Here is a 20288-nt window from a genome sequence, read left to right on the forward strand (position 1 = left end):
GTTGTTTACAGGCTATCTAATATTCTATTTGTCTATTTTTCTCTTATGCCTAAGAACCATAATATTTATAGCGGCCATAATAGTTGCTACCATAGCTAAAACCTGAAACGCAATTTGCAAAGAAAACTCATCTGCAATTTTACCTACAATAGGAAATAACACTATCATGTATAAACTAAATATCATACTTGCCATTGAAAGTATTGTAGCCCTCTTTTCTGAGGGTATTAATTTATTTATATAATCTCCAACTGCTACAAAAACAATAGAATCTATAGTATTTATTACTATAAAAAATATACAATAGTACTTACTTAAGGCAACTCCCCATATACATATAGATATTATTATAGGAAATAGTGTTATGATTACTTTCTCTCCTATTTTCTTCTCAATTTTATGTGTTTGAGATGCCGTAATCGCAGCAGCTAACGCTGAAGTAGCTAGTATTACACCTATGCTCCCTTTTGAAATCCCCCTATCCAACAAGTAGTTCTGAAAATAAAAGAATATGCTTGCATTGAACATAAAAATCCCTTGTGAAAACACAATTAAAAATGCTAGTTTATTATTTCCATCCACCTTTCAATGGCTTTATCTAATTGTTCTTTGATTTTTTCTTTTTCTCCACCTAATTCTAACAATTTTTCATATTCACAGCCATTTTGATTCATTTCAATATCTATCTCTTTAAGGTTTGATTCAAGCTCTTGTATTCTACTTTCTAAGGTTTCTACTTCTCTTAGCTTATTATTGCTTGTTTGTTTTTGAGTGTTTTCTTTATTCTTTGACTTTTTCTCTTTTTCCTTATTAGGGGTCTCTATTTTAGTTCGCTTAAATTCATTTTTCTTTTCTTTGTAATATTCATAATTTCCCTGGTAACTTACAATCTTTTTATCTTCTATTTCACATATTCTTATGGCAAGTTTGTTTATGAAAAATCTATCATGAGATATAAATAATATAGTTCCACTAAACTCCATTAAAGCTTCTTCAAGGTTCTCTCTTGAATCTATATCCAAATGATTTGTAGGTTCATCAAGTATCAAAAGATTTATGTCATTTTGAATTAGCATGCAAAGCTTAAGTCTACTTTTTTCTCCTCCTGAGAGATTTTTAACCTTTTTAAAAACACTTTCTCCATAAAATAAAAACTTAGCAAGTATTCCTCTAGCTGGACCTTCTAAGATAAACATATCCTCTCTAAAAGTATCAATCACGGTTAAATCTTCATTATTAAAAGTTATATTTTGAGGAAGATATCCTATTTTAGTGTTAGACCCTAACTTGACTTCGCCATAATCCCCCTGAACTTCACCTAAAAGCGTTTTTATTATAGTTGATTTCCCACTTCCATTATCTCCTAATAAAGCCGTGCATTCACCATATCTAATCTCTAAATTTAAATCCTCTAATATTTCCTTTTGGTCAAAGCTTTTACATAAGCCTTTAATACTTACTACATCCCTGCCAGATCTATCAGTCTCCGCAAAATCCAATTGAATTTTAGGTTGATTTATTAGAGGCTTATCGACTCTTACTACTTTATCTAATCTTTTTTGCATACTTGCTGCTCTTTTGAAAAACTTTTCGTTATCCGCCTGAATAGCCCATGCCCTTAGTTGTTTTATTGCTTTTTCCATAGCCTTTATTTTTTTCTGTTGATCTTTAAATGCTTCAAATTGTTCAACAACTCTTCTTTCCTTTTCTTTAACGTAATAAGAATAATTACCATTATAAAGTGATGTTTCGCCATCCTCAATTTCAACTATCTTTGTTACAACTCTATCCAAAAAATATCTATCATGGGAAATAACTATTACTGTACCTTTGTATCCTTTAAGATAAGCTTCCAGCCATTCTATAGATGTCACATCTAAATGATTTGAAGGCTCATCAAGAAGAAGTATATCTGGATTTTCAAGTAAAATTTTGCCTAATATCACAATGGTTTTTTCACCACCACTTAGGCTTATAAAATCCCTACTTAGAAAGTCCTCAGTAAACTTTAATCCAGTACATACCTTACTCATTTTTTCTTCTATTTCGTAACCATCTTTTGCTTCATAAAGTTCATTGAGTTCACCATATTTTCTTAATGCATATTCTAATTCACGGTCCTTTAAACTCGCCATTTGCACTTCTAATATTTTAAGTTCTCTATTTATTTGGTATTGAATTTTAAAAGCAATTTTTAAAACATCTATTACTTTAAACTGCTGCGGATAATCTGGTATTTGATGTAAATATCCTACAGTGGCATTTTTTCTTATGGATATGCTACCTTTATCTTGGCTTTCTAAACCCGCAATAATTTTGAAAATTGTAGTTTTACCACAACCATTTCTTCCTATTAAGCCAACTCTTTCATCACTTTGAACTTCAAAAGTAATACTTTCAAAAATCCTATTTCCACCAAAATATTTTTCTACTTCTTTTAACGCTACTTCTATCATTATTAATTCCTCCTATATATTTGCAATATAAATTTTTCTCTACAAAATAATAAAACCCCCGCAATAAATACTTGCCGGAGTTTTTGTGTTTTGATTTTAATGTAAATCAGATATACTAATTCATTATATAATCGCAGTAAAAAACCAGGCAAGATAGTCCTCACCTGGTTTCAAAATAACATAATTATAATGTATTTAAGGCAAAGATAACTCACTTCTTTTTAGTGATATATTCAATTTTGAACAGACTTCTCCCGTAAAATTGAAATCAGTATGTGTAATTCCAGATAATGCCATTGGTAGTCTGTCTAAAATTGTATTTTCTAAAAAGAACTTAGCCATCATTTTCACCTCCGTATATTAAAAACTTAATAATTTAATTTTACCATAAATTTTATTTAATATCAATAATGTAATTTTTTATTATTCTACAAGTTTAATAATTACTCCTTTATAATTTTAATGAGCAAATCTCCTATGCCCACATTATATCCACTACAAGCATAGATTCCGTTTATGCAGTTATTATTAATATCTTTGCTGTTATTACAATTATTAGAAACAAGTACTAACGGAAGCTTATCTGGTTCTAAATACATTCTTCTCGCTATGGTATTTACATTTTCAGAAAAATCATCAAAATAAGTTTTTATGATTGGGATTAATTCATACACTCTTTGTAGTGTTTTATTCTGCTTTGCAGAACTATCTCTTAGCACAAATATAATTTGTCCATTTATATTTTTAAAATCTTGTTGCCTTTCTATTATTTCGTTTAAGATATGTTCTGTGGGTTCTTTGCCTTCTTCTATCCATATAATAATGCTTTTTTCATCTTTTATTAAATCAGAGGCATGGATTATATTTCTATTATTATCCCTAAGATTAAAATCTTCAAGCTCATAATTCTCTAACATGTCTGAAATTTTTGAATCTCTAAGGCTTATATTTATAGATTTTGTTTCCTTGTTTTTAACCTCAAAAGTATACTTGTTCACAAATATGCTTCCATTAGGTAATCTGTTGGAGGTTAAAATTCTATAATGCCCAAAAGCAAGACTAATATTAGCTTTATTACCCGGCAGTATATTTTTACTTAAAACAAAGGTTCTATAGACCCCATTTTCTAATAATGCTATAGTCCAATTCTGATAGTACTTAAGCTCTATTTTATTGATATTATTAATTATAACTTGCGAATTTACTGAGCTATATTTGTCATCTACCTTTATAAATCCTCTGTGATTTTCATTACAATATTTGTAATATTCTATAGATAAATCACTACTATTTATCCTAGCAGGTATACCTATACTTCTGCATATAGCAACAAACAAAATCTTCTTAGCTATAATGCCTCCCCTTCCTATTTTAAGCACCTCTGCAGGTGTAGTATATAATTCTTCATAGTCATGATATAGGATTTCTGTTATATTTCCCTTAATATAATTCCATACATTGGTAGGATTTTTTATAAAGCCATCTTTTAAATTACTAGCAAAATAGTTAATAATAAACTGCTTAAAATCCGTAATTTTTTCCTTGTATATTCTTGGACAAAGTACATAGTTAAAATATATTTCTTTAGGGTAATTTTTATCAAAACCATCAATACTATTAATGTGGGAATTTAATATGCTGCATCTGCTGTCTACATAATCCTTCTTTGATAAACACATTAATAAATCTATCCTCTTTTTTAAGTCCTCATCATTATGATTACAATTTAAAAATTGTAATATTTCAGTATAGTTTCCCATAGCAGTTAATAGTATGTTTCTAATTTGACAATCATACTTACCTAAATATTCAATTTTATCTATGGCGTCCACTATTTTATTGTTCTTTTCTTCTCTAGCTCTATTGCAATATTCAAATCTCTTTTTTGCTTTGTCTTTTTCTTCTTCTGTTATGTTGTAGGTCAATGGCCTTTTATCAACTGGAGGTACTATATGAATCTGTTCTACTCCAATTTTTTCTTCATAATCTACGGCATCATCAATGTTAAATATAATTTCCGTGGAAACTTTTGTATCAACCATTTTACATATAAACCTACCACTTTTCACCACATTAATAGCTATGGTTCCAAGTCCAATATTTATGTGGGCTAAGCCCTTTTCATCTGTGTACAATATTGCTACAGGTACTAATTCAGAATAATTAAGTATTTCAAATCTCACTATGGCTTTTTCTACAGGCATATTTTTTGAATTTAGAACCTTAACATAAAAAACTTTTGAATCAGCATATTTACTAATATTATTAATAGTTGTTACTGCATTATTCTTTGATATTATATCCTCATTTTTGTAGTAATCAGAAAATGCTCTGCTGTGAATAACCATGGCTCTAGCTGCTGCTGAGGTAAACCACCCTTTGTCTAACACAGGTTCTGGCTCGCATGCTCCGAGATAACGCCATCTTCCATCACACCATACCTCTACCCAAGCATGATTGTCATCACAATGAGCCCATCTTGGGGTGTATATCTGCCTTGCTGGTATTCCCACGCTTCTAAGGGCGGTAACTGTAAACGTAGATTCTTCTCCACACCTTCCATATGAACATTTTAATACTGTGAGAGGTGAGGCTGTCCTTTCATCCGTTGATTTATATGTTGCATTCTCAGCGCACCAATAGTTAACTTCTAAAACCGCCTCATACATGTTTTTATTTTCTAATCTATGATATATCATATCATAAAATGTTTTTCTACAGTCTTCTATATCCTCATTATTAATACGATAGTGAAGCACATAATTCAAAAAAATATCTTCAGGAATTTTAACAGCCCAAGGAGTATTTCCCCTTAAAAAAATAGCATGTTCAACATATTTGTAAAAAAGCTCAAAATCATAATTAGAGATGTCACTTAAAGGCATTTTAGAATATAAATATTCTATTAAAAACCTTTCCTCCTCCTTACATAAGGAGAGCTTATAAATTATATCCTTTTTTTTATATCCAAATAAGTCTAATGCCTCTATAAATCTATGATTTACATATTGGTTTACCTCATCTGTATATTCCATATTCCATCTCCTTTTACACATTCTATCGCTAATCCTATACTCATTCACTTGTCCATTTTATCTAAAGCTTTTCTAAAATTTCTCTGATTTTTGCTATTTCTTCACTTTGAGTTCTTAGAATAACATATTCACTAAGTATAGGAAATCCCATACTTATATCTTCTTTTCTATATTCCATATAACTTTCAACTTCCATCTTTCCAGAAGTATGTACTGCATAGGATTTAGTGTATTTTATTACGTCTTCTACATTACCTGAATTTATACCACTTCCTATGAGAATTTCAATCTTGTCTTCTGATTTTTCTACCAACTCTTTTAAAACTTCTCTACCTTCCGTACATTTATTTTTCTGACCTGAGGTCAAAATAGACCTAATTCCTAATTTTTTTGCCTCTTCTAAGGTAGTAAAAGGATTTCTGCAAACATCAAAGGCGCGATGAAGAGTTATATGCATTCCTTCTGCCAAAGCTATAAGCTCTTTCATTCTTTCTATCTCCAAGGTTCCATCTGGTTTTAACATTCCTATGGCTACTCCGCTGGCACCAGCTTTTTTAAAGATTTTGATATCTCTTTTCATTATCTCAAATTCATTTTCTGTATAACAAAAATCACCATATCTAGGCCTAATTAAAATATTCATTTTTATATTTGTTTTTTCTTTTATTAACTTGAATAGGTTTATATTAGGTGTAGTACCCCCAATAATTAGAGCGCTACAAAGTTCCAGACGATTTGCTCCACCTTTTACCGCTTCCATAGCTGACTCTACTGAATCCACACAGACTTCTAAAATAAATGACATAGTATTCTACTCCTTTTGCAAATAAGTGATACCTAGAGGCTTTCCACTGCTTGCCACAGTATAAAAAGCATCCATTCCACTCTTTACTATACACTTTTTTTCAAAAATCTCTACCTCAAAACCTATCTCGTCCCATAAAATTATTATATTTTCTGCCATGGTAACAGATTAACTTTATTTGAACAATAATTTTCTTTATTCTGGTTATACTAAATTTGTAATAAAAACTATATAACTTACAAGGAGGATTTCTAATGAAAGCCAAAAATATATTATTAACATTATCCCTATCAACTGTATTGTTTGTTGGGTGTGCTAAAACTCCTGTAAAAACACCGCAGGTAACATCACCACAAACAAAACCATCAGTAACAACCCCAAATGTAGTAACCACAGCTTCAATAGTAGATAACGCCGCTGCCTTTGAAAATGCAATAAGTAGCAAAGGTACATGGATTATTGCAATAACAAAAGATTTAGCCATTAATAAGGATCTTGTGATTGAAGGTGAGTTTAAAAACGGCAAAAAAGATACAGCTGGCAAGGACATTATACAACGTAAAATAGCTCTATATGCACAAGATCAAAATAAAACCATAACTGCTAGATACACTTTGACTGCGCCAAAATTAACTTTTAAAAGTCCTATGGGCAGTATAGAACATGGAACTTTCAAAGGGGATCTCTATGTTTCAGCAAGCAATTTTAAGTTAATAGACGCTACAGTTGATGGAAATATATATTTTACTACGGCTGAATCTAAATCCACATTCAAAATAGATGCTACAAGTAAAGTCACTGGAAAACAGGAAATGAAAAAATAGCATAATATACAATAAAAAATCAGTTAGTCATTGGATTGGTCAACTGATTTTTTATTGTATTTAATTATGTGATTATTTCTTCAAAGATGCTATGAACTTACGTTGGATTACTGTTTATAAAGATTTATAAACCACGTAAAAAGCCCAGCAAAACTTTAAGTTTCGCTGGACTTTTATCTACACCTTATAGAGTTTTAGTTCTACTCCTTGATTCGTCTTTGTCTCTTTGACTAAAACTATATCTTAAACTCTTTCACCATTTCATCAAGCTTTTGTGAAAATTCAGATTGACTTTTCGCAATCAAAGCTACTTGTTCTATAGCTTTCGTAGTTTCATCCATACTCTCTTTTATTGTTTCAGCCTGTTCATTGGATTTTTGCGAAGATTGTGCCATGATCTGCACTGCTTCACTTACTTGACCTACTGTGGCCGTAATCTGTTCTGACATAGTAGCAATTTCCTCTGATGTTTTGCTTACAAAATCAGAATCATTATAATACTGATTTCCTGCTTCTCCATACGCATCAAATTGTTCCTGAATATCTTTATTAATGAATTGTAATATATCACTACCAGTATCAGTACTACTTTTAAATGCATCCTGAACCCTTATAATTGTATCTTGAATACTTATTACTGCCTGTGAAGATTGTTCTGCAAGTTTTCTAACCTCATCAGCTACTACTGCAAAGCCCCTTCCTTGCTCACCAGCCCTTGCTGCTTCTATAGCAGCATTTAATGCAAGTAAGTTAGTCTGTTCTGCAATACTTGCTATAGTGTCCGCCATAACCTTAATACTATCTACTACCTTACCATCTTCAATGGCTTTTAACATCTTATCTTGTTTTTCAGCGTATAGTTCTTGTGTATCTTCTATAGCTTTTCCGCTACTCTTTTTAACTTCTGTAGCCCTTTCTTTTGCTCCATTTGCATTATTACTTCCTTGCATCGCCTTTTGTGAAAGCTCATTAATGCTTGCGTCCACTTCCTCTACGGATGCGCTTATTTCCTCAGTTGCTGAACTTGATTCCTGAATTTCATTTGCAATATTCTTAACAGCACTATCTATTGTTACAATTGTTGATGTTAATTCCTGCATTGTTGCTGAAAGTTCTTCAGATGATCCCCTAAGATTCTGCGAATTATCCATAATTCCTTTTATCAAAGAAGAAACTCCAGTTTGCATATTGCGTATTGAATTTGCTATTTTGCCCATCTCATCTTGTCGTTTTATAAGTTCGCTAATTTCATCGCTATCAGTTAAATCAAATTTGCCTATTTTATCAAGTCCAACTACCATTTTATTGATTGGAGAGAGCGCTTTACCAAAAATAAGCATAAGTAGAACGCTAATTACTATAAGTGAAATAATTAGTAATATGAATTGAATAACTAGTATTTTATTTACAACCTCCGTTATACCTTTTTCCGGTATACCAATATCAAGTGCTCCGATTAGTGTTTTATTTGCATATATTGGCACCATAATGTCATATGTCCAATATTTTTGAACATCTGCATAAAACCTAGATGTTTTTATATTTCCATTTTTTGCTCCGTCTATTGTATAATCATCATCATAAACCTTTCCTATTTTCATCTTATCACTATGAGCTATGGCTTTAGCATTAGTATCTATTATAACCGCATATGTAATATTACTCTGCTTTGATTTGTTAACAACAAAACTTTGTAAGGCTTCAATATTAATATCTTTTGTGTTTAGTATATTATTTACCTCATAGGAAATTTCTTTTGTAGTTTCTAATGATTTACTTAATAAAACAGTTTTCATCTCATTTTTTATGAGAAAGCTTACAATAAATGTACTTAATACTAACACTGTTAAAAAAATAGCTAAGGTTATAAAAACTAACTTTCCCTTTAATGTCTTTGATTTTTTATTTTTCATTTGTATCCTCCTTTTAATATAATGAACTTGAATCAAACTACAATATCTTTCTCAGTTTTTCTAATATTTAATTTATAATTTTAATGTAATAATATCATATTTTAGAAAACTTTACTATCATAGCATATAATATGTTGTACCATGTCAATATATTTCGAAAAGCTCTTATTTTCAACAAATTTTTTCACAACTCCCAGCTTGTTTTTTGTAATCTAAAATAATAAAGACCAGCACATCAAAATCAATGTTAATATTTTTCAATATCAACATTGATTTTTAAAGTACTGGTCTTATTTACAATCATAAGTGTTACATATAGATATTAGTCTATATCTTTTATTTAAAGTCTGCACTCTTAGGGTTTTTGTGAGTAAGTCCTAACTGAACTTGCTAAAGTATTAAAAAACATATAGCGATAATTATATAAACTGCTATAAGTTGAACTCCTTCAAGCCAATTTGATTCACCATCGCTAGCAACTCTATTTGCTATAATCACTGATACTATTAGTGCCACTAGCTCAAACTCGTTAAAAATAATACTCATAGGCTTAAATAACAAACTTAAAAAAATCAATATTGGAGCAACAAATAATATTATTTGTAAACTTGAACCTATTGCAATTTCTACTGCTACATCCATTTTGTTTTTTAGTGCCATTATAACTGCCGTACTATGTTCTGCAGCATTTCCTATTATAGGTATAATAATTATTCCTACAAAAAAACTACTAAAGCCTATAGCTTTCGTCATTGCTTCTACTGATCCAACTAAAAATTCACTCTCAATAGCTATACATAGCGTTGCAATTATAAGAACTAAAATAGATTTTTTCAAACTCCACTTTGATTGAACCTCGCCTTTATGCTCAGATCCATATATATCTTTGTGAGTAAAAAATGAAAAGTACAATCCCAAAATATATATAAGGAACATAATTAGAGCTACAGCTATACTTAAACTCTCATATTTTGAAGTCAATAAATCAACCTTAACTGTATGAGTAAATATTGCTGGTATACTTAGACCTATTACTGAAAATAAAAGCATACTAGAAGAAACTTCAACAGCTTTTTTGTTAAAACTTTGTGTCTTAAATTTGCAACCACCAAAAATCATACTTGCCCCTAACACAAGTAATATATTTCCTATTACAGACCCAACAATTGATGCTTTAACTACTTCGAACAAGCCTTCTTTAAGAGCAAAGAAAGCTATTATTAATTCGGTAGCATTTCCAAATGTGGCATTTAAAAATCCGCCTATCCTAGGCCCTGAATACACTGATATTTCTTCTGTAGCTTCCCCCATGAGTCCCGCCAAAGGTATAATTGCAAGAGCCGACGTAACAAAAACTAAAGTAGGACTTAAATGCATAAATTCAAACACTATACTAACTGGTATTAGTATTAATAAATATCTAAGATACTTCATAATCCTTTACTGCCATGAAAATTTATTTTTTCTAGCAGTTTTTCACCCCTATCATATAAATTTTAAAAATGAAACCATTATTAATCAAACAATTATACCATAATATAGTTTGAAATTACTCCAAATTGCATAGTCAGTTACAGGATGACCAATTTTTCTTCACTTATTTTAATTATTGTAACTAAAGAATGTATATCCTATTAGTTAAATATGTATTAACTTTCATGAATAAGTCTTGTAAAAACTCATTAAATGGAGCATGCTGTATATTATAAGACGCACAAGCATTAAATACTTTCATAAAGGAGCGTTGCTTATGTTTGGTTATATCCTTATTTTTTTCGCTAAAATAATTGAGGTTTCTTTAACCACGGTTAGAGTAGTACTAATAACTAGAGGCGAAAAATTTTATGGAGCTATTATTGGTTTTTTTGAAGTACTTATATGGTTATATGTAATTAGTACTGTACTTGTTGGAATAAGTAAAGAACCATTTAAAATGGTAATTTATGCATTAGGATTCTCTTGTGGAAATTATATTGGATGTATTTTAGAAGATAAACTAGCACTAGGACTCATGACAATAAATGCAATAGTATCTGAAAAAGATGGCCATGCCTTGGCTAAAATATTGAGAGCAGAAAATGTAGGTGTTACTATTATTGATGCAGAAGGATTAAAAGAAGATAAGAAAATGCTTATCTTGCATGTTAAAAGAAAAAGAAAATCTCAAATATTAAAAATAATACACAATTCTCATATAAAGGCTGTAATCTCACTAATGGATACTAAAACTATATATGGTGGTTATGGTATTAAAAAATAAAAATTAAAAATAAGAGGCTGTCTCAAACTAGAAAGTAATTTATAGAATGAGACAGCTCTTTTTTATGAATTATATGCGGTATACTTCCACAGTATTTTCTTCCATTTACTCTAATGAAACCTTTTTCAATTTAGCTTTACTTCTGTGTAATCTTAAAAAGGTTAAAATCGCTCCAATCATGCAAATAGCGGCGGCAGTTATATATACAGTTTTCATTCCATAAATAAATGCATCATTTCTCCCAATTACATAATCAGTTACATTATGACCAATTTTATAACTCATCCTGTTATACAAAATAGTAGTAGCTAAAGCTATCCCGCACACCATCCCTAAATTTCTCACAAGTGCATTCACACTTCCTGCAATACCTAGCTTATCCTTTGGTACTGTAGACATTACCAAAGAATTATTAGGTGACTGAAATAAACCATTTCCTATCGACATAGTTGCTATAAAAATCACCATGCTTATTATTGAAGACTGCTCATTTAAAGTTGACATTAATAGTAGCCCCAAACTTGTAAGCACAAGCCCTATAAAAGTAAGAATTTCGGAACCTATTTTATCTGACAAATGTCCACTAATTGGTGCCACTACTGACAAAATCAAGGGAAAAATCATAAGTATTAGTCCAGTAGATGCTGGTGAAAACTTAAGCACATCCTGAAGATAAAAGGGCTGAATGATAATTGAACAAAAGATGGCTACAAAGGATATAAACCCACAAAATATACTTAGTGAAAACAATTTATTCTCAAAAATCTCCAGCTGTAATAAGGGATTTTCACGCACCTTTTCCACCTTAATAAATAAAATGAAAGAAATAATTGCTATTAAAAAGCCTAATAAAACTATTGGATTGGTAAACCCAGCCTCTTGTCCCTTACCTAGAGCTACAAATAGAGGAACTATAGCAAACATAAACAATAATGCTCCAAGACCATCTAATTTTACCTTCGCTGTTTTGTGACCTTTAGGAAGTATCTTTAAACTATAAAATAGTGTTATTATACCTATTGGTACGTTTATTAAAAATATATATTCCCAACTGGTAGTGCTTACTATAAATCCTCCCAATGCTGGTCCTACCAATGCCCCCAATGCCACGAAGGTTCCTGTTATTCCTAGTGCTTTTCCTCTTTCATTTACTGGGAATACTTCAGTTATAATCCCTTGATTGTTGGCCATAGTACCCGCAGCTCCTATTCCCTGTATTACTCTTGCAAACACTAAAACTGGAAGAGAACTTGTTATTCCACAAAGTAAAGAGCCTAGTGTAAATAGTGCTAGTCCAAACTTAAATACCTTTGTTTTACCAACTACATCGCCCAATCTTCCAAAAACTAATATAGTTGCGGAAATTATAATTAAATAACTTGTTACTACCAATTGAATATTCGCTGATGATACATTCAAAGCTTTAGCCATCACAGGTAAAGCTACATTTACAATACTACTATCTAAAGTACACATAAAAGTTACCATTACAACTATAAATAAAATTACCCATCTATTTTTATTATTACTATTATTTTTCAAACTCATCTCTATTCTCCTTTTATCCTTATAATTTAATTTTCTTTATATTGTTTAGAATCTTATTTAAGGAATCTATGGTTATATCCTTTTCCTCTTCATTTAAATCCACTGTTATTATATGTACTAATTTATGAATTTCATCTAAAACTTTGGGAATTATAACCTTAGCCTTTTCTGTTAAGTATAGCTTATAGGCTCTAGAATCAGTTTCATCTTTTTTCCTATCTATGTATCCAAGTTTTATAAGTTTTGTAATGGTTCTAGCTGACATTGCCTTATCATAACCTACTTCTTCGCTTATTTTATTTTGACTAATACCTTCATTTTCCCTTAATATAAGTAAATATGGGTAAGAACCGCTACTTAATTCATATTCTTTTAATACCTTATCCAAATAAACTTGCGTAGTTCTGAAAATTTTATTATTGAGTTTAATTAAGTACATTATGCCTTCCTGCAAAATTTTTCACCTTCCTTATATATAATCATCTTTTTCTTTTGTTATTTTAATTGACAAGTCAACCTTATTATAATTGAATTTCGTTGACAAGTCAACTATACACCTATTCCCTTATTTAAATTATTATAATCACATAATTTAACCTAAAATAAAGGAAATAAGATGTATTTTATCTCATTTCCTTTTCTCATTTGTTTTAAATTCTATCTTTTATATACTTTAGCGAAAACATTCCAACAATTTTTCCTGTTTTATCTTCCACCGCTATGTGGTCTAATCCATAATTAAACAATATTTTAATTCCTTCCATAAGTGAAGATTCCTCATTGACCCTAGGAATACTTTTCTCTTCAAAAGCTGGCATCATGACATCTTTTACGAGGGTTACATTTAAATAAGCAGTAAAATTTTTAGTGCCAAAAAAATCTTCTACAAACTTATTTTTAGGATTAAATATCATTTCTTTTCTATTTCCTTGTTGAACTATTTTCCCCTTATCAAAAAGCACTATTCTGCTTCCGAGTCTAAAGGCTTCATCTATATCATGAGTTACAAATACTACAGTTTTCTTTAACTTCTCGTTAAGTTTTAATATTTCTTCCTGAAGTACTCTCCTTGTTATATCATCCACCGCACCAAAGGGTTCATCCATGAGAATTATTTCCGGATTTGATGCAAGAGCTCTAGCTACTCCAACTCTCTGATTTTGACCACCACTTAATTCTCTTGGATATTTTTTTAAATATTCTGAGCTAAGACCAACAAGTTCTATTAATTCACTAGCCTTCTTAACTCTCTCTTCTTTTGATACTTTTTTAATATTTAACACATAACCTATATTATCCTCTATACTCATATGTGGGAATAGACCTATCTGCTGGATTACGTATCCTATACTTCGTCGTAGCTGAATAATATCCCACTGATTTATCTCTTTACCACTTATGAATATCTTCCCTGAATCTGGCTTAATTAGACCATTTATAAGTTTAAGCATAGTAGTTTTTCCACAACCAGATTTACCAATTAAAGTTATGAATTCCTCACTATGTATAGTAAAATTCAGATTATCTATTACTTTTATCCCATTTTTATAAGATTTCTCTACATTTTCAAATTTAATAAGTTCCATTTATATTAGTCCTTTCTTTACAAACCTTTTGGTGCTAATATAGTGTAAGCAGAACCTGGCAGGTCCGATTACTATTTTAATAATCCTTTACCCTTTAAAAATTCCACTGCTACATCTTTTGGATCCTTCTTTTCACTTTCCACTAAATAATTCATCTGAATCATTTCTTTATCATTTATTTTTCCTTGGAGTTTATTAAGTACATTTTCAAGTTCTGGGTATTTCTTAAGTGTCTCTTCACGTATTAAAGTTGAAGCAAAATATGATGGAAAAAAATTCTTATCATCCACAATAACTTTCATATCATATTTTTTTAGAAGAGCATCTGTTGAAAAAGCATTTATTACATCTACATTGTCAGAATTTATTGCTTCATATTTAAGTCCTATGTCAAGCTCTCGCTTTTCTTTAAACTTAAAATTATATTCCTTTTGTAGCCCTTTATATCCATCTTCTCTCTCATAAAAATCGGGTTCTGCACCAAATTTTAAGCTATCACTCTTGCTAGCCAAATCAGAATAAGTATTTATGTTTAGCTTGTCTGCAACGGATTTTTTGATTGCAAGAGCATAGGTATCATTAAATCCATATAACCCGAGCCATTTTATATCATATTTAGCTTTGTACTCTTTTTTCACTTCTTCATATAATTTAAGAGGATCCCTAATTAAATCTTTTTTAAGTACAAAAAGCCAACCTGTACCTGTATATTCTGGATATATATCTATTTCACCCTTAATCATTGCCGGTTGAATATTTGAAGTTCCTCCTCCTATACCTAATTTCTTTTCTACCTTTATATCTGTATTACCTTCAATTAACGCCGTTATCATTTCTGCTAATATATATTGCTCTGTCATTGGTTTTGATGCTACCACAACTTTTTTTGTTTTACTACCACACCCAACTAATGATACAAGCATAATCAAAGCTAAAGCACTTACAAGTATTTTTTTATTCATTTATACTCCTCCAATTTTTACTGTTCCAAAAACTCTTTTTCTTATCTTCTTTTCAAGAATACCTAAGGAAAAATCTGACACTACTGCAAGGGCTGCCACAAGTATGCTACCTGCTGCTGTCATTTCAGGAAAGTTTGTAGTTATACCTCTCCAAATTGCTACGCCAAGACCACCTGCTCCTATAAAGGAAGCTATTCCACCAAGGGCAATAGTCATTACCACCATAGTTCTAAATCCTGCAATTATTACTGGTAATGCTAATGGAAACTGTATCTTAAAAAGTAACTGACTATTTGTACTTCCCATAGCTACTGCAGATTCTATTATCTGTGAATCCACTTCACTTATTCCCACATAAGTGTTTCTTATGATAGGAAGCACTCCGTAAACCGTCAGTGCAATTAAAGCACTTTTATTTCCTATACCAGATATTGCAACTAGGAACCCAAACAAGGCAATGGATGGTATAGTATATAAAAAATTTGCTATTCCAAGCACTATTCCAGCGGCCTTCTTATTTCTTGTTATATATACCCCAAGGATCAAACCGATTATTGTAATAAAAATAATTGCTGTTCCAGAGAGCAAAATATGCTGGATAAATAATTGAACAAAAAAATCAAATCTAGAGCTATATAGTTTAAAAATTTCTAAAATAAAATTCATTTTTCACCTGTTGTCCCTTTCCTTAAAATATATTCCTTGCAGTACTGCTAAAATATAAATTAAATTATGTTTTATATTAGTAAGAACTTCTTATTTAAATATACAGAATAAAATTTCTAGAAATTTACATTATCTTTCTTATATTTTCATTATATTTCCTCGGACAAACATTGTCAAGAAAAAGCAATTGTTATATACAGTGTTTTCTGTGAATTCAAACACTTTCTATTTGGTATATGTTATTTTTTCTCAATTTTCTTTCTAGATTAACCTATGAAAATTTTCATGCCAACTTTAATTTTTTAGTTTTAGATGATAAATTTGTAACCATTGGAGATGATAACCCCTTAATATTGAAAATATATCTAGTTTAATCACAAAAAAACACCGAAATATAAATATATTTCGATGTTTTTCACCTTTTATATTAATCCATTGGATGGTTATAAATCATACGATCATATACATGGTTAAATCCCATCTTACGATAAAGATTTTTCGCACGTTTATTATCAAGATCTACGTGAAGTGACAGGTTACCATCTGTAAGTTCTATTGCACGCCCAATAAGTTCTGATGCCACACCACGCCCTTTATTACCGGGTTTAACACCAATATAAGCTAAATGATATGTGGAGATAAACGTCTCAAATCCCATATTAACAACAATACAGATACCTTGTTCTTCTCCATTTCGTTTGGCTATTAACAAAAATCCTTCTTTCATGGCTTTTTCTATAGCATCTACTGTCTCTCCCACTGAATCATTATAATCTGCTAACCAAGTTCGTGTCATGTTCAGTAACTCATCTTTGTTTTTATCATTAAAACTTGTAATTTCACATACCTCAACTTCACTTCTTGCATCGTTTAAAATAATTAAATGCTTTCCATTTTTAAGCAACCCTTGTTGCGCTTTCTTGATAACGGCTGCCATTGCATACGCTTCTTTCCTTGAAATAATAACGCCCTCAGTTTCACGTAGCATAGTAACTGCCTGCCTCAGATCTTCTTCTTCAATGTCAAACATTTCGACACCAGTCTCCACAATAATTTTGTTAATGCTTTCAACTATATCTGTATCTCTGCCTGGTGAATACAAAACTGTTTTTTTAGTGTTATTAGTTTCAATTTGTCTAATGTTCATTTTCCTAACATATTGATTGAGATCCTCTTGCCATGATGTGCTAGCACCACATAATAATTGAGGTATTTCACTCAATTCTTCATGTACCCAGCTTTTTATTAAGCCACTATAAATACTTGAAAGTGTATATCCAAAGCCTAATTTAGTGGTTATAGTATCCACTTTAAAATCCATACGTTCTAAACACTCTTTAGTCATGTCTTCAAAGATGAGATGACTTATAATGGTGTTTAAATCCCATTCGCAGGTCAAGTACATGTTGCTTTGCTCTGCTATATTTCTTAATTGGGGGCGTGAAAAATTATCTTTTTTATCTCGTAAATCTAGTAAAACATCTTTATCTAAACGAGATATTTTCCATTTTTCATTTTTAAATAGTGGAACCTTAACTTCAAGTTCCTTTAATTTTGCAAATAGCATTACTGATTTTATGTAACTTTCAGAACCATCAACTAAAATTTGCTTAAAACCATTAGCAACAGCATCTTTTACTAAAACCTCTGAAATACGGTCATATTTATGTCCTGATGGATTAGCTCCTTCAAGCTTCAGATATATCTCTCCGATATTTAATATTTTTTCTAATTTCTTCGCTCTCATTAAGGGTGTTCTTCCACTTTTTCGCATAATCTCTCCTTCAACATTTAATTAGAAATAGATTTTTAAATTACTCTAACTCATTTGTTAAATGTTAGAGCTAGAGCTGGCGTTCTTAAACTTCAACTTTTTTGCAAACTTTACTATCTAACATAGTATGCCCTGCTCATAATGCAGTTATAATTTTTTTTGAATTTTTCAATCTTACTTAAAAACTTCAAGTATATCATTGCTTAGGGCTCATCTACTCTAAATGAACATTTTACTATGCTTTGCTTATGTTAAGTATAGCATTTTAAGTCGAAATTTGCAAATATGAGGAAGTTTTTGTTATTATTTCTTGAATATTATCTAGTTTATTTTATCAAATCTTCAAATTGCCCGCCCACAATATCCTTTAACGAATTCGGATTAATTTCTATTTGAAATCCTATTTTCCCAGCACTTACTATTATGGTTTCTATCTCTAAAGCACTTTCATGGATAAATGTTCTATACTGTTTCTTCATACCTATAGGCGAACATCCTCCACTATCTGTTTGTACAAAAATATAATAAATGAAAACGCTATAGGTTTTGTTTGCCATAGTGTTTTTTTAAATTTCTAATTTTTACATAATATTCCTTTTCTTTTTGAATTATTTTTTTAATATCAATTTCTTTTTTTAATATTTTATCCCCAGTTTTTACTTCCACATTTGACATCAGTTTTGTCCCCCTCCGTTTTATCCTTTAAATCTTCCATATCTATCCTTAATGAATTAATAATAACATATTAATTTGCAAATGTATAGAACGTTTGTTCTCATATAGTCAATGCCATTATTGCATATTACATATAGTCAAACAGCTTACAATTTTATATTTGTTAATTATTTATCATGAGTTTATTATAAACCTATTCTTGAGCACTATAGTGCTCTTAATCCCCTCAATACGACAATTGGCATAATTTACACGTTGAACTTTGTAGAAATATAATATATATTGAAATATAAAAGCCATATAAGGGCATTTGAGGGGAACGATTATGTATAAGATGAAGATAAGGGAATACAGAGAGAAAAAAAAGTGGTCACAAAGAAGGTTATCTATCGCAAGTGGCGTAAGCCAAACGGCAATATCCGCTATAGAAGGCATAAGAAAAAGCCCCACTGTTTGCACTGTGGAAAAAATAGGAATAGCACTGGGAATTTGCCCACACCATTTGATTGAATTTGATTGTAAACATATTTGTAGGCGGAGGTGCAGCAAGTAATTTTTTCAGTTAATTTTATGCGACATACCTCATTGTTGCATATATTTATTTAATACATTCCGTTACACTATTTTTGGGGTGTATTATGAAGACTAAAAAAGATTTGTATCTAGATGAAGACGTTGTTAAAGCTGTTAAAAAAATTGCAATAGATGAGAATACAAATTTATCTGCAATTGTCAATAAACTCTTGACAGAGTATTTACAAAAGAAACATGAAAAGTAGCTAAGGTTTATACCCTTAGCTACTTTTCATGTTAATTTAATTTAATTTAATTTAATTTGAATTTGATTTCCTTATTACTAAACATACTACCTTTGTATTTTAAAATCAAAGCTGTATCATTTTTGGGTTGTTCAAAAGCCATTGTACCAGTGATTTCTCCATTACTAGCTAAATTACCACTGGCTAATGCAGAATCAGTATTTATAGTTGTAAAACCTTCATCCGTAATTTGTCCTTTACTATTTTGCATTTTAAAATCAAAAGGATTATAAGAAATTTCACTCGTTCCACTGTTTTTAATAGAAACCGTTGCTATAACAAATTCCATTCCATCTTTTGGCTTGTCATACTCGCCTCCGTTAGACTTTTCAACCTTAGTAACTGTTACTACTGCATCTTTTAACTTAACAGCTTCTCCAATTGCGTAGACATCTTTAACTACTGGCGTTTCTGCTACTTTAGCTGTAGCGGTCGTTGTTGTTTTGTTATTATCGGCTACCTTAGCTGTATCATCCTTTTTACCACCTGCTGTACTACCGATAATGCCTATTACCACCACTACCAAAATCCCAGTTATTACTTTATGTTTCGCAAAGAAATTTCTTTGGTCTTTGCCGCAGTGAACACATTTATTTACCCCTTTTGCTATTTCTTTACCACAAGCCTTACAATTTACCATTTTACTCATAATTAATCCCCCTCGTATATTTAAATTCTATTGAATTGTACCATACCGACCATAATCATACAATTAAAAATAATTTTAGAAGCATTTACAAGCATTTGAATATTAATGTGTAAGTATAATTAAAAGCCAGCATCTATCAATCGGTAAAATCATTCAAAATTTACATTTAAACCCACTGTATTTAAAAACTTATATATAAATTAACAAAAAATAAAAAAGACCCCAAGGAGATTAGTCCCTGAGGTTTGAATTATTGTGCTGCTACTTGTACAGCCCCTTGTATGGTTGCTATGGTCTGTTTAAGTTGTGTATTTTCT

The 20288-nt window shown here is 30.6% G+C and carries 20 protein-coding genes and 1 pseudogene; 4 read left to right on the forward strand and 17 right to left on the reverse strand.

Annotated elements, in window-relative coordinates:
- Window positions 1-24: 24 nt before the first annotated feature.
- The 6 genes from Ctaglu_RS20425 to Ctaglu_RS25455 all read right to left on the reverse strand — a co-directional run bounded on the left by Ctaglu_RS20425 (window position 25) and on the right by Ctaglu_RS25455 (window position 6455).
- Window positions 25-582, reverse strand: coding sequence for an MFS transporter (locus tag Ctaglu_RS20425; protein WP_307720509.1), 558 nt, complete (start codon window positions 580-582; stop codon window positions 25-27).
- Entirely contained in the window at window positions 561-2456 is a 1896-nt protein-coding gene (abc-f, locus tag Ctaglu_RS20430) for a ribosomal protection-like ABC-F family protein (RefSeq protein WP_125005202.1), read from the reverse strand. The genes Ctaglu_RS20425 and abc-f overlap by 22 nt, the downstream gene beginning before the upstream one ends.
- 195 nt (window positions 2457-2651) lie before the next feature.
- Entirely contained in the window at window positions 2652-2801 is a 150-nt protein-coding gene (locus tag Ctaglu_RS25450) for a hypothetical protein (protein WP_185732876.1), read from the reverse strand.
- Window positions 2802-2899: 98 nt separating this feature from the next.
- Complete coding sequence (locus Ctaglu_RS20435) at window positions 2900-5491, reverse strand: transglutaminase-like domain-containing protein (RefSeq protein WP_185732869.1); 2592 nt, start codon at window positions 5489-5491, stop codon at window positions 2900-2902.
- Window positions 5492-5552: 61 nt separating this feature from the next.
- Window positions 5553-6296: a copper homeostasis protein CutC gene (locus tag Ctaglu_RS20440; RefSeq protein ID WP_125005206.1), complete on the reverse strand. Its 744-nt coding sequence runs from the start codon at window positions 6294-6296 to the stop codon at window positions 5553-5555.
- Between the two features lie 6 nt (window positions 6297-6302).
- Entirely contained in the window at window positions 6303-6455 is a 153-nt protein-coding gene (locus tag Ctaglu_RS25455) for a hypothetical protein (protein ID WP_185732870.1), read from the reverse strand.
- A gap of 95 nt (window positions 6456-6550) precedes the next feature.
- On the opposite strand from Ctaglu_RS25455, the gene Ctaglu_RS20445 reads away from it, so the two are divergent.
- Complete coding sequence (locus tag Ctaglu_RS20445; RefSeq protein WP_125005208.1) at window positions 6551-7120, forward strand: hypothetical protein; 570 nt, start codon at window positions 6551-6553, stop codon at window positions 7118-7120.
- 236 nt (window positions 7121-7356) lie between these two features.
- Here the strand turns inward: Ctaglu_RS20445 and Ctaglu_RS20450 are convergent, their stop codons facing one another.
- Both Ctaglu_RS20450 and cax read right to left on the reverse strand, forming a co-directional pair.
- On the reverse strand, window positions 7357-9033 hold the full coding sequence (locus tag Ctaglu_RS20450; protein ID WP_125005210.1) for a methyl-accepting chemotaxis protein: 1677 nt from the start codon (window positions 9031-9033) through the stop codon (window positions 7357-7359).
- A 390-nt stretch (window positions 9034-9423) separates the two neighbouring features.
- The gene (gene cax, locus Ctaglu_RS20455) at window positions 9424-10467 is read right to left on the reverse strand and encodes a calcium/proton exchanger (protein ID WP_125005212.1); all 1044 of its coding nucleotides are present in this window, start codon (window positions 10465-10467) and stop codon (window positions 9424-9426) included.
- A 316-nt stretch (window positions 10468-10783) separates the two neighbouring features.
- Between cax and Ctaglu_RS20460 the strand changes: the two genes are divergently transcribed.
- The gene (locus tag Ctaglu_RS20460) at window positions 10784-11293 is read left to right on the forward strand and encodes a DUF2179 domain-containing protein (RefSeq protein ID WP_125005214.1); all 510 of its coding nucleotides are present in this window, start codon (window positions 10784-10786) and stop codon (window positions 11291-11293) included.
- A 105-nt stretch (window positions 11294-11398) separates the two neighbouring features.
- On the opposite strand, the gene Ctaglu_RS20465 is transcribed toward Ctaglu_RS20460, so the two are convergent.
- The 8 genes and pseudogenes from Ctaglu_RS20465 to Ctaglu_RS25460 all read right to left on the reverse strand — a co-directional run bounded on the left by Ctaglu_RS20465 (window position 11399) and on the right by Ctaglu_RS25460 (window position 18504).
- Window positions 11399-12841 (reverse strand): MFS transporter, encoded by a 1443-nt coding sequence (locus tag Ctaglu_RS20465; RefSeq protein ID WP_125005216.1) that lies wholly within the window; start codon window positions 12839-12841, stop codon window positions 11399-11401.
- A gap of 19 nt (window positions 12842-12860) precedes the next feature.
- Window positions 12861-13280, reverse strand: a complete 420-nt coding sequence (locus Ctaglu_RS20470; RefSeq protein WP_125005218.1) for a MarR family winged helix-turn-helix transcriptional regulator — start codon at window positions 13278-13280, stop codon at window positions 12861-12863.
- Window positions 13281-13491: 211 nt separating this feature from the next.
- The gene (locus Ctaglu_RS20475; protein WP_125005220.1) at window positions 13492-14427 is read right to left on the reverse strand and encodes an ABC transporter ATP-binding protein; all 936 of its coding nucleotides are present in this window, start codon (window positions 14425-14427) and stop codon (window positions 13492-13494) included.
- 71 nt (window positions 14428-14498) lie between these two features.
- Window positions 14499-15389, reverse strand: a complete 891-nt coding sequence (locus tag Ctaglu_RS26025) for a glycine betaine ABC transporter substrate-binding protein (RefSeq protein ID WP_233439890.1) — start codon at window positions 15387-15389, stop codon at window positions 14499-14501.
- Complete coding sequence (locus Ctaglu_RS26030; protein ID WP_226098894.1) at window positions 15390-16055, reverse strand: ABC transporter permease; 666 nt, start codon at window positions 16053-16055, stop codon at window positions 15390-15392.
- A 427-nt stretch (window positions 16056-16482) separates the two neighbouring features.
- A complete protein-coding gene (locus Ctaglu_RS20485) occupies window positions 16483-17829 on the reverse strand; it encodes a pyridoxal-phosphate dependent enzyme (protein ID WP_125005222.1) in 1347 nt (448 codons plus the stop codon).
- A 326-nt stretch (window positions 17830-18155) separates the two neighbouring features.
- Window positions 18156-18329: pseudogene (locus Ctaglu_RS20490) on the reverse strand (YbaK/EbsC family protein); the annotation flags it as partial.
- 37 nt (window positions 18330-18366) lie between these two features.
- Window positions 18367-18504, reverse strand: a complete 138-nt coding sequence (locus tag Ctaglu_RS25460) for a hypothetical protein (RefSeq protein WP_185732873.1) — start codon at window positions 18502-18504, stop codon at window positions 18367-18369.
- 325 nt (window positions 18505-18829) lie between these two features.
- Between Ctaglu_RS25460 and Ctaglu_RS20495 the strand changes: the two genes are divergently transcribed.
- Together Ctaglu_RS20495 and Ctaglu_RS25465 are read left to right on the forward strand one after the other, a co-directional pair.
- Window positions 18830-19057 (forward strand): helix-turn-helix domain-containing protein, encoded by a 228-nt coding sequence (locus Ctaglu_RS20495; protein ID WP_125005226.1) that lies wholly within the window; start codon window positions 18830-18832, stop codon window positions 19055-19057.
- 85 nt (window positions 19058-19142) lie between these two features.
- Complete coding sequence (locus Ctaglu_RS25465) at window positions 19143-19283, forward strand: DUF6364 family protein (protein ID WP_185732874.1); 141 nt, start codon at window positions 19143-19145, stop codon at window positions 19281-19283.
- Between the two features lie 46 nt (window positions 19284-19329).
- Here Ctaglu_RS25465 and Ctaglu_RS20500 read toward each other — a convergent pair whose 3' ends face one another.
- Window positions 19330-19971, reverse strand: a complete 642-nt coding sequence (locus tag Ctaglu_RS20500) for a DUF4352 domain-containing protein (RefSeq protein WP_125005228.1) — start codon at window positions 19969-19971, stop codon at window positions 19330-19332.
- Window positions 19972-20288: the final 317 nt, after the last annotated feature.

Origin of the sequence: Clostridium tagluense (assembly GCF_003865095.1) — a bacterium.
Lineage (GTDB): Bacteria > Bacillota > Clostridia > Clostridiales > Clostridiaceae > Clostridium_AD > Clostridium_AD tagluense.

What these genes read in the sequence shown, in the direction of transcription:
- abc-f (WP_125005202.1), bottom strand. Translation starts at nt 2,456, where the DNA reads ATGATAGAAGTAGCGTTAAAAGAAGTAGAAAAATATTTTGGTGGAAAT.
- Ctaglu_RS25450 (WP_185732876.1), bottom strand. Translation starts at nt 2,801, where the DNA reads ATGATGGCTAAGTTCTTTTTAGAAAATACAATTTTAGACAGACTACCA.
- Ctaglu_RS20435 (WP_185732869.1), bottom strand. Translation starts at nt 5,491, where the DNA reads ATGGAATATACAGATGAGGTAAACCAATATGTAAATCATAGATTTATA.
- Ctaglu_RS20440 (WP_125005206.1), bottom strand. Translation starts at nt 6,296, where the DNA reads ATGTCATTTATTTTAGAAGTCTGTGTGGATTCAGTAGAGTCAGCTATG.
- Ctaglu_RS25455 (WP_185732870.1), bottom strand. Translation starts at nt 6,455, where the DNA reads ATGGCAGAAAATATAATAATTTTATGGGACGAGATAGGTTTTGAGGTA.
- Ctaglu_RS20445 (WP_125005208.1), top strand. Translation starts at nt 6,551, where the DNA reads ATGAAAGCCAAAAATATATTATTAACATTATCCCTATCAACTGTATTG.
- Ctaglu_RS20450 (WP_125005210.1), bottom strand. Translation starts at nt 9,033, where the DNA reads ATGAAAAATAAAAAATCAAAGACATTAAAGGGAAAGTTAGTTTTTATA.
- cax (WP_125005212.1), bottom strand. Translation starts at nt 10,467, where the DNA reads ATGAAGTATCTTAGATATTTATTAATACTAATACCAGTTAGTATAGTG.
- Ctaglu_RS20460 (WP_125005214.1), top strand. Translation starts at nt 10,784, where the DNA reads ATGTTTGGTTATATCCTTATTTTTTTCGCTAAAATAATTGAGGTTTCT.
- Ctaglu_RS20465 (WP_125005216.1), bottom strand. Translation starts at nt 12,841, where the DNA reads ATGAGTTTGAAAAATAATAGTAATAATAAAAATAGATGGGTAATTTTA.
- Ctaglu_RS20470 (WP_125005218.1), bottom strand. Translation starts at nt 13,280, where the DNA reads ATGTACTTAATTAAACTCAATAATAAAATTTTCAGAACTACGCAAGTT.
- Ctaglu_RS20475 (WP_125005220.1), bottom strand. Translation starts at nt 14,427, where the DNA reads ATGGAACTTATTAAATTTGAAAATGTAGAGAAATCTTATAAAAATGGG.
- Ctaglu_RS26025 (WP_233439890.1), bottom strand. Translation starts at nt 15,389, where the DNA reads ATGAATAAAAAAATACTTGTAAGTGCTTTAGCTTTGATTATGCTTGTA.
- Ctaglu_RS26030 (WP_226098894.1), bottom strand. Translation starts at nt 16,055, where the DNA reads ATGAATTTTATTTTAGAAATTTTTAAACTATATAGCTCTAGATTTGAT.
- Ctaglu_RS20485 (WP_125005222.1), bottom strand. Translation starts at nt 17,829, where the DNA reads ATGCGAAAAAGTGGAAGAACACCCTTAATGAGAGCGAAGAAATTAGAA.
- Ctaglu_RS25460 (WP_185732873.1), bottom strand. Translation starts at nt 18,504, where the DNA reads ATGTCAAATGTGGAAGTAAAAACTGGGGATAAAATATTAAAAAAAGAA.
- Ctaglu_RS20495 (WP_125005226.1), top strand. Translation starts at nt 18,830, where the DNA reads ATGTATAAGATGAAGATAAGGGAATACAGAGAGAAAAAAAAGTGGTCA.
- Ctaglu_RS25465 (WP_185732874.1), top strand. Translation starts at nt 19,143, where the DNA reads ATGAAGACTAAAAAAGATTTGTATCTAGATGAAGACGTTGTTAAAGCT.
- Ctaglu_RS20500 (WP_125005228.1), bottom strand. Translation starts at nt 19,971, where the DNA reads ATGAGTAAAATGGTAAATTGTAAGGCTTGTGGTAAAGAAATAGCAAAA.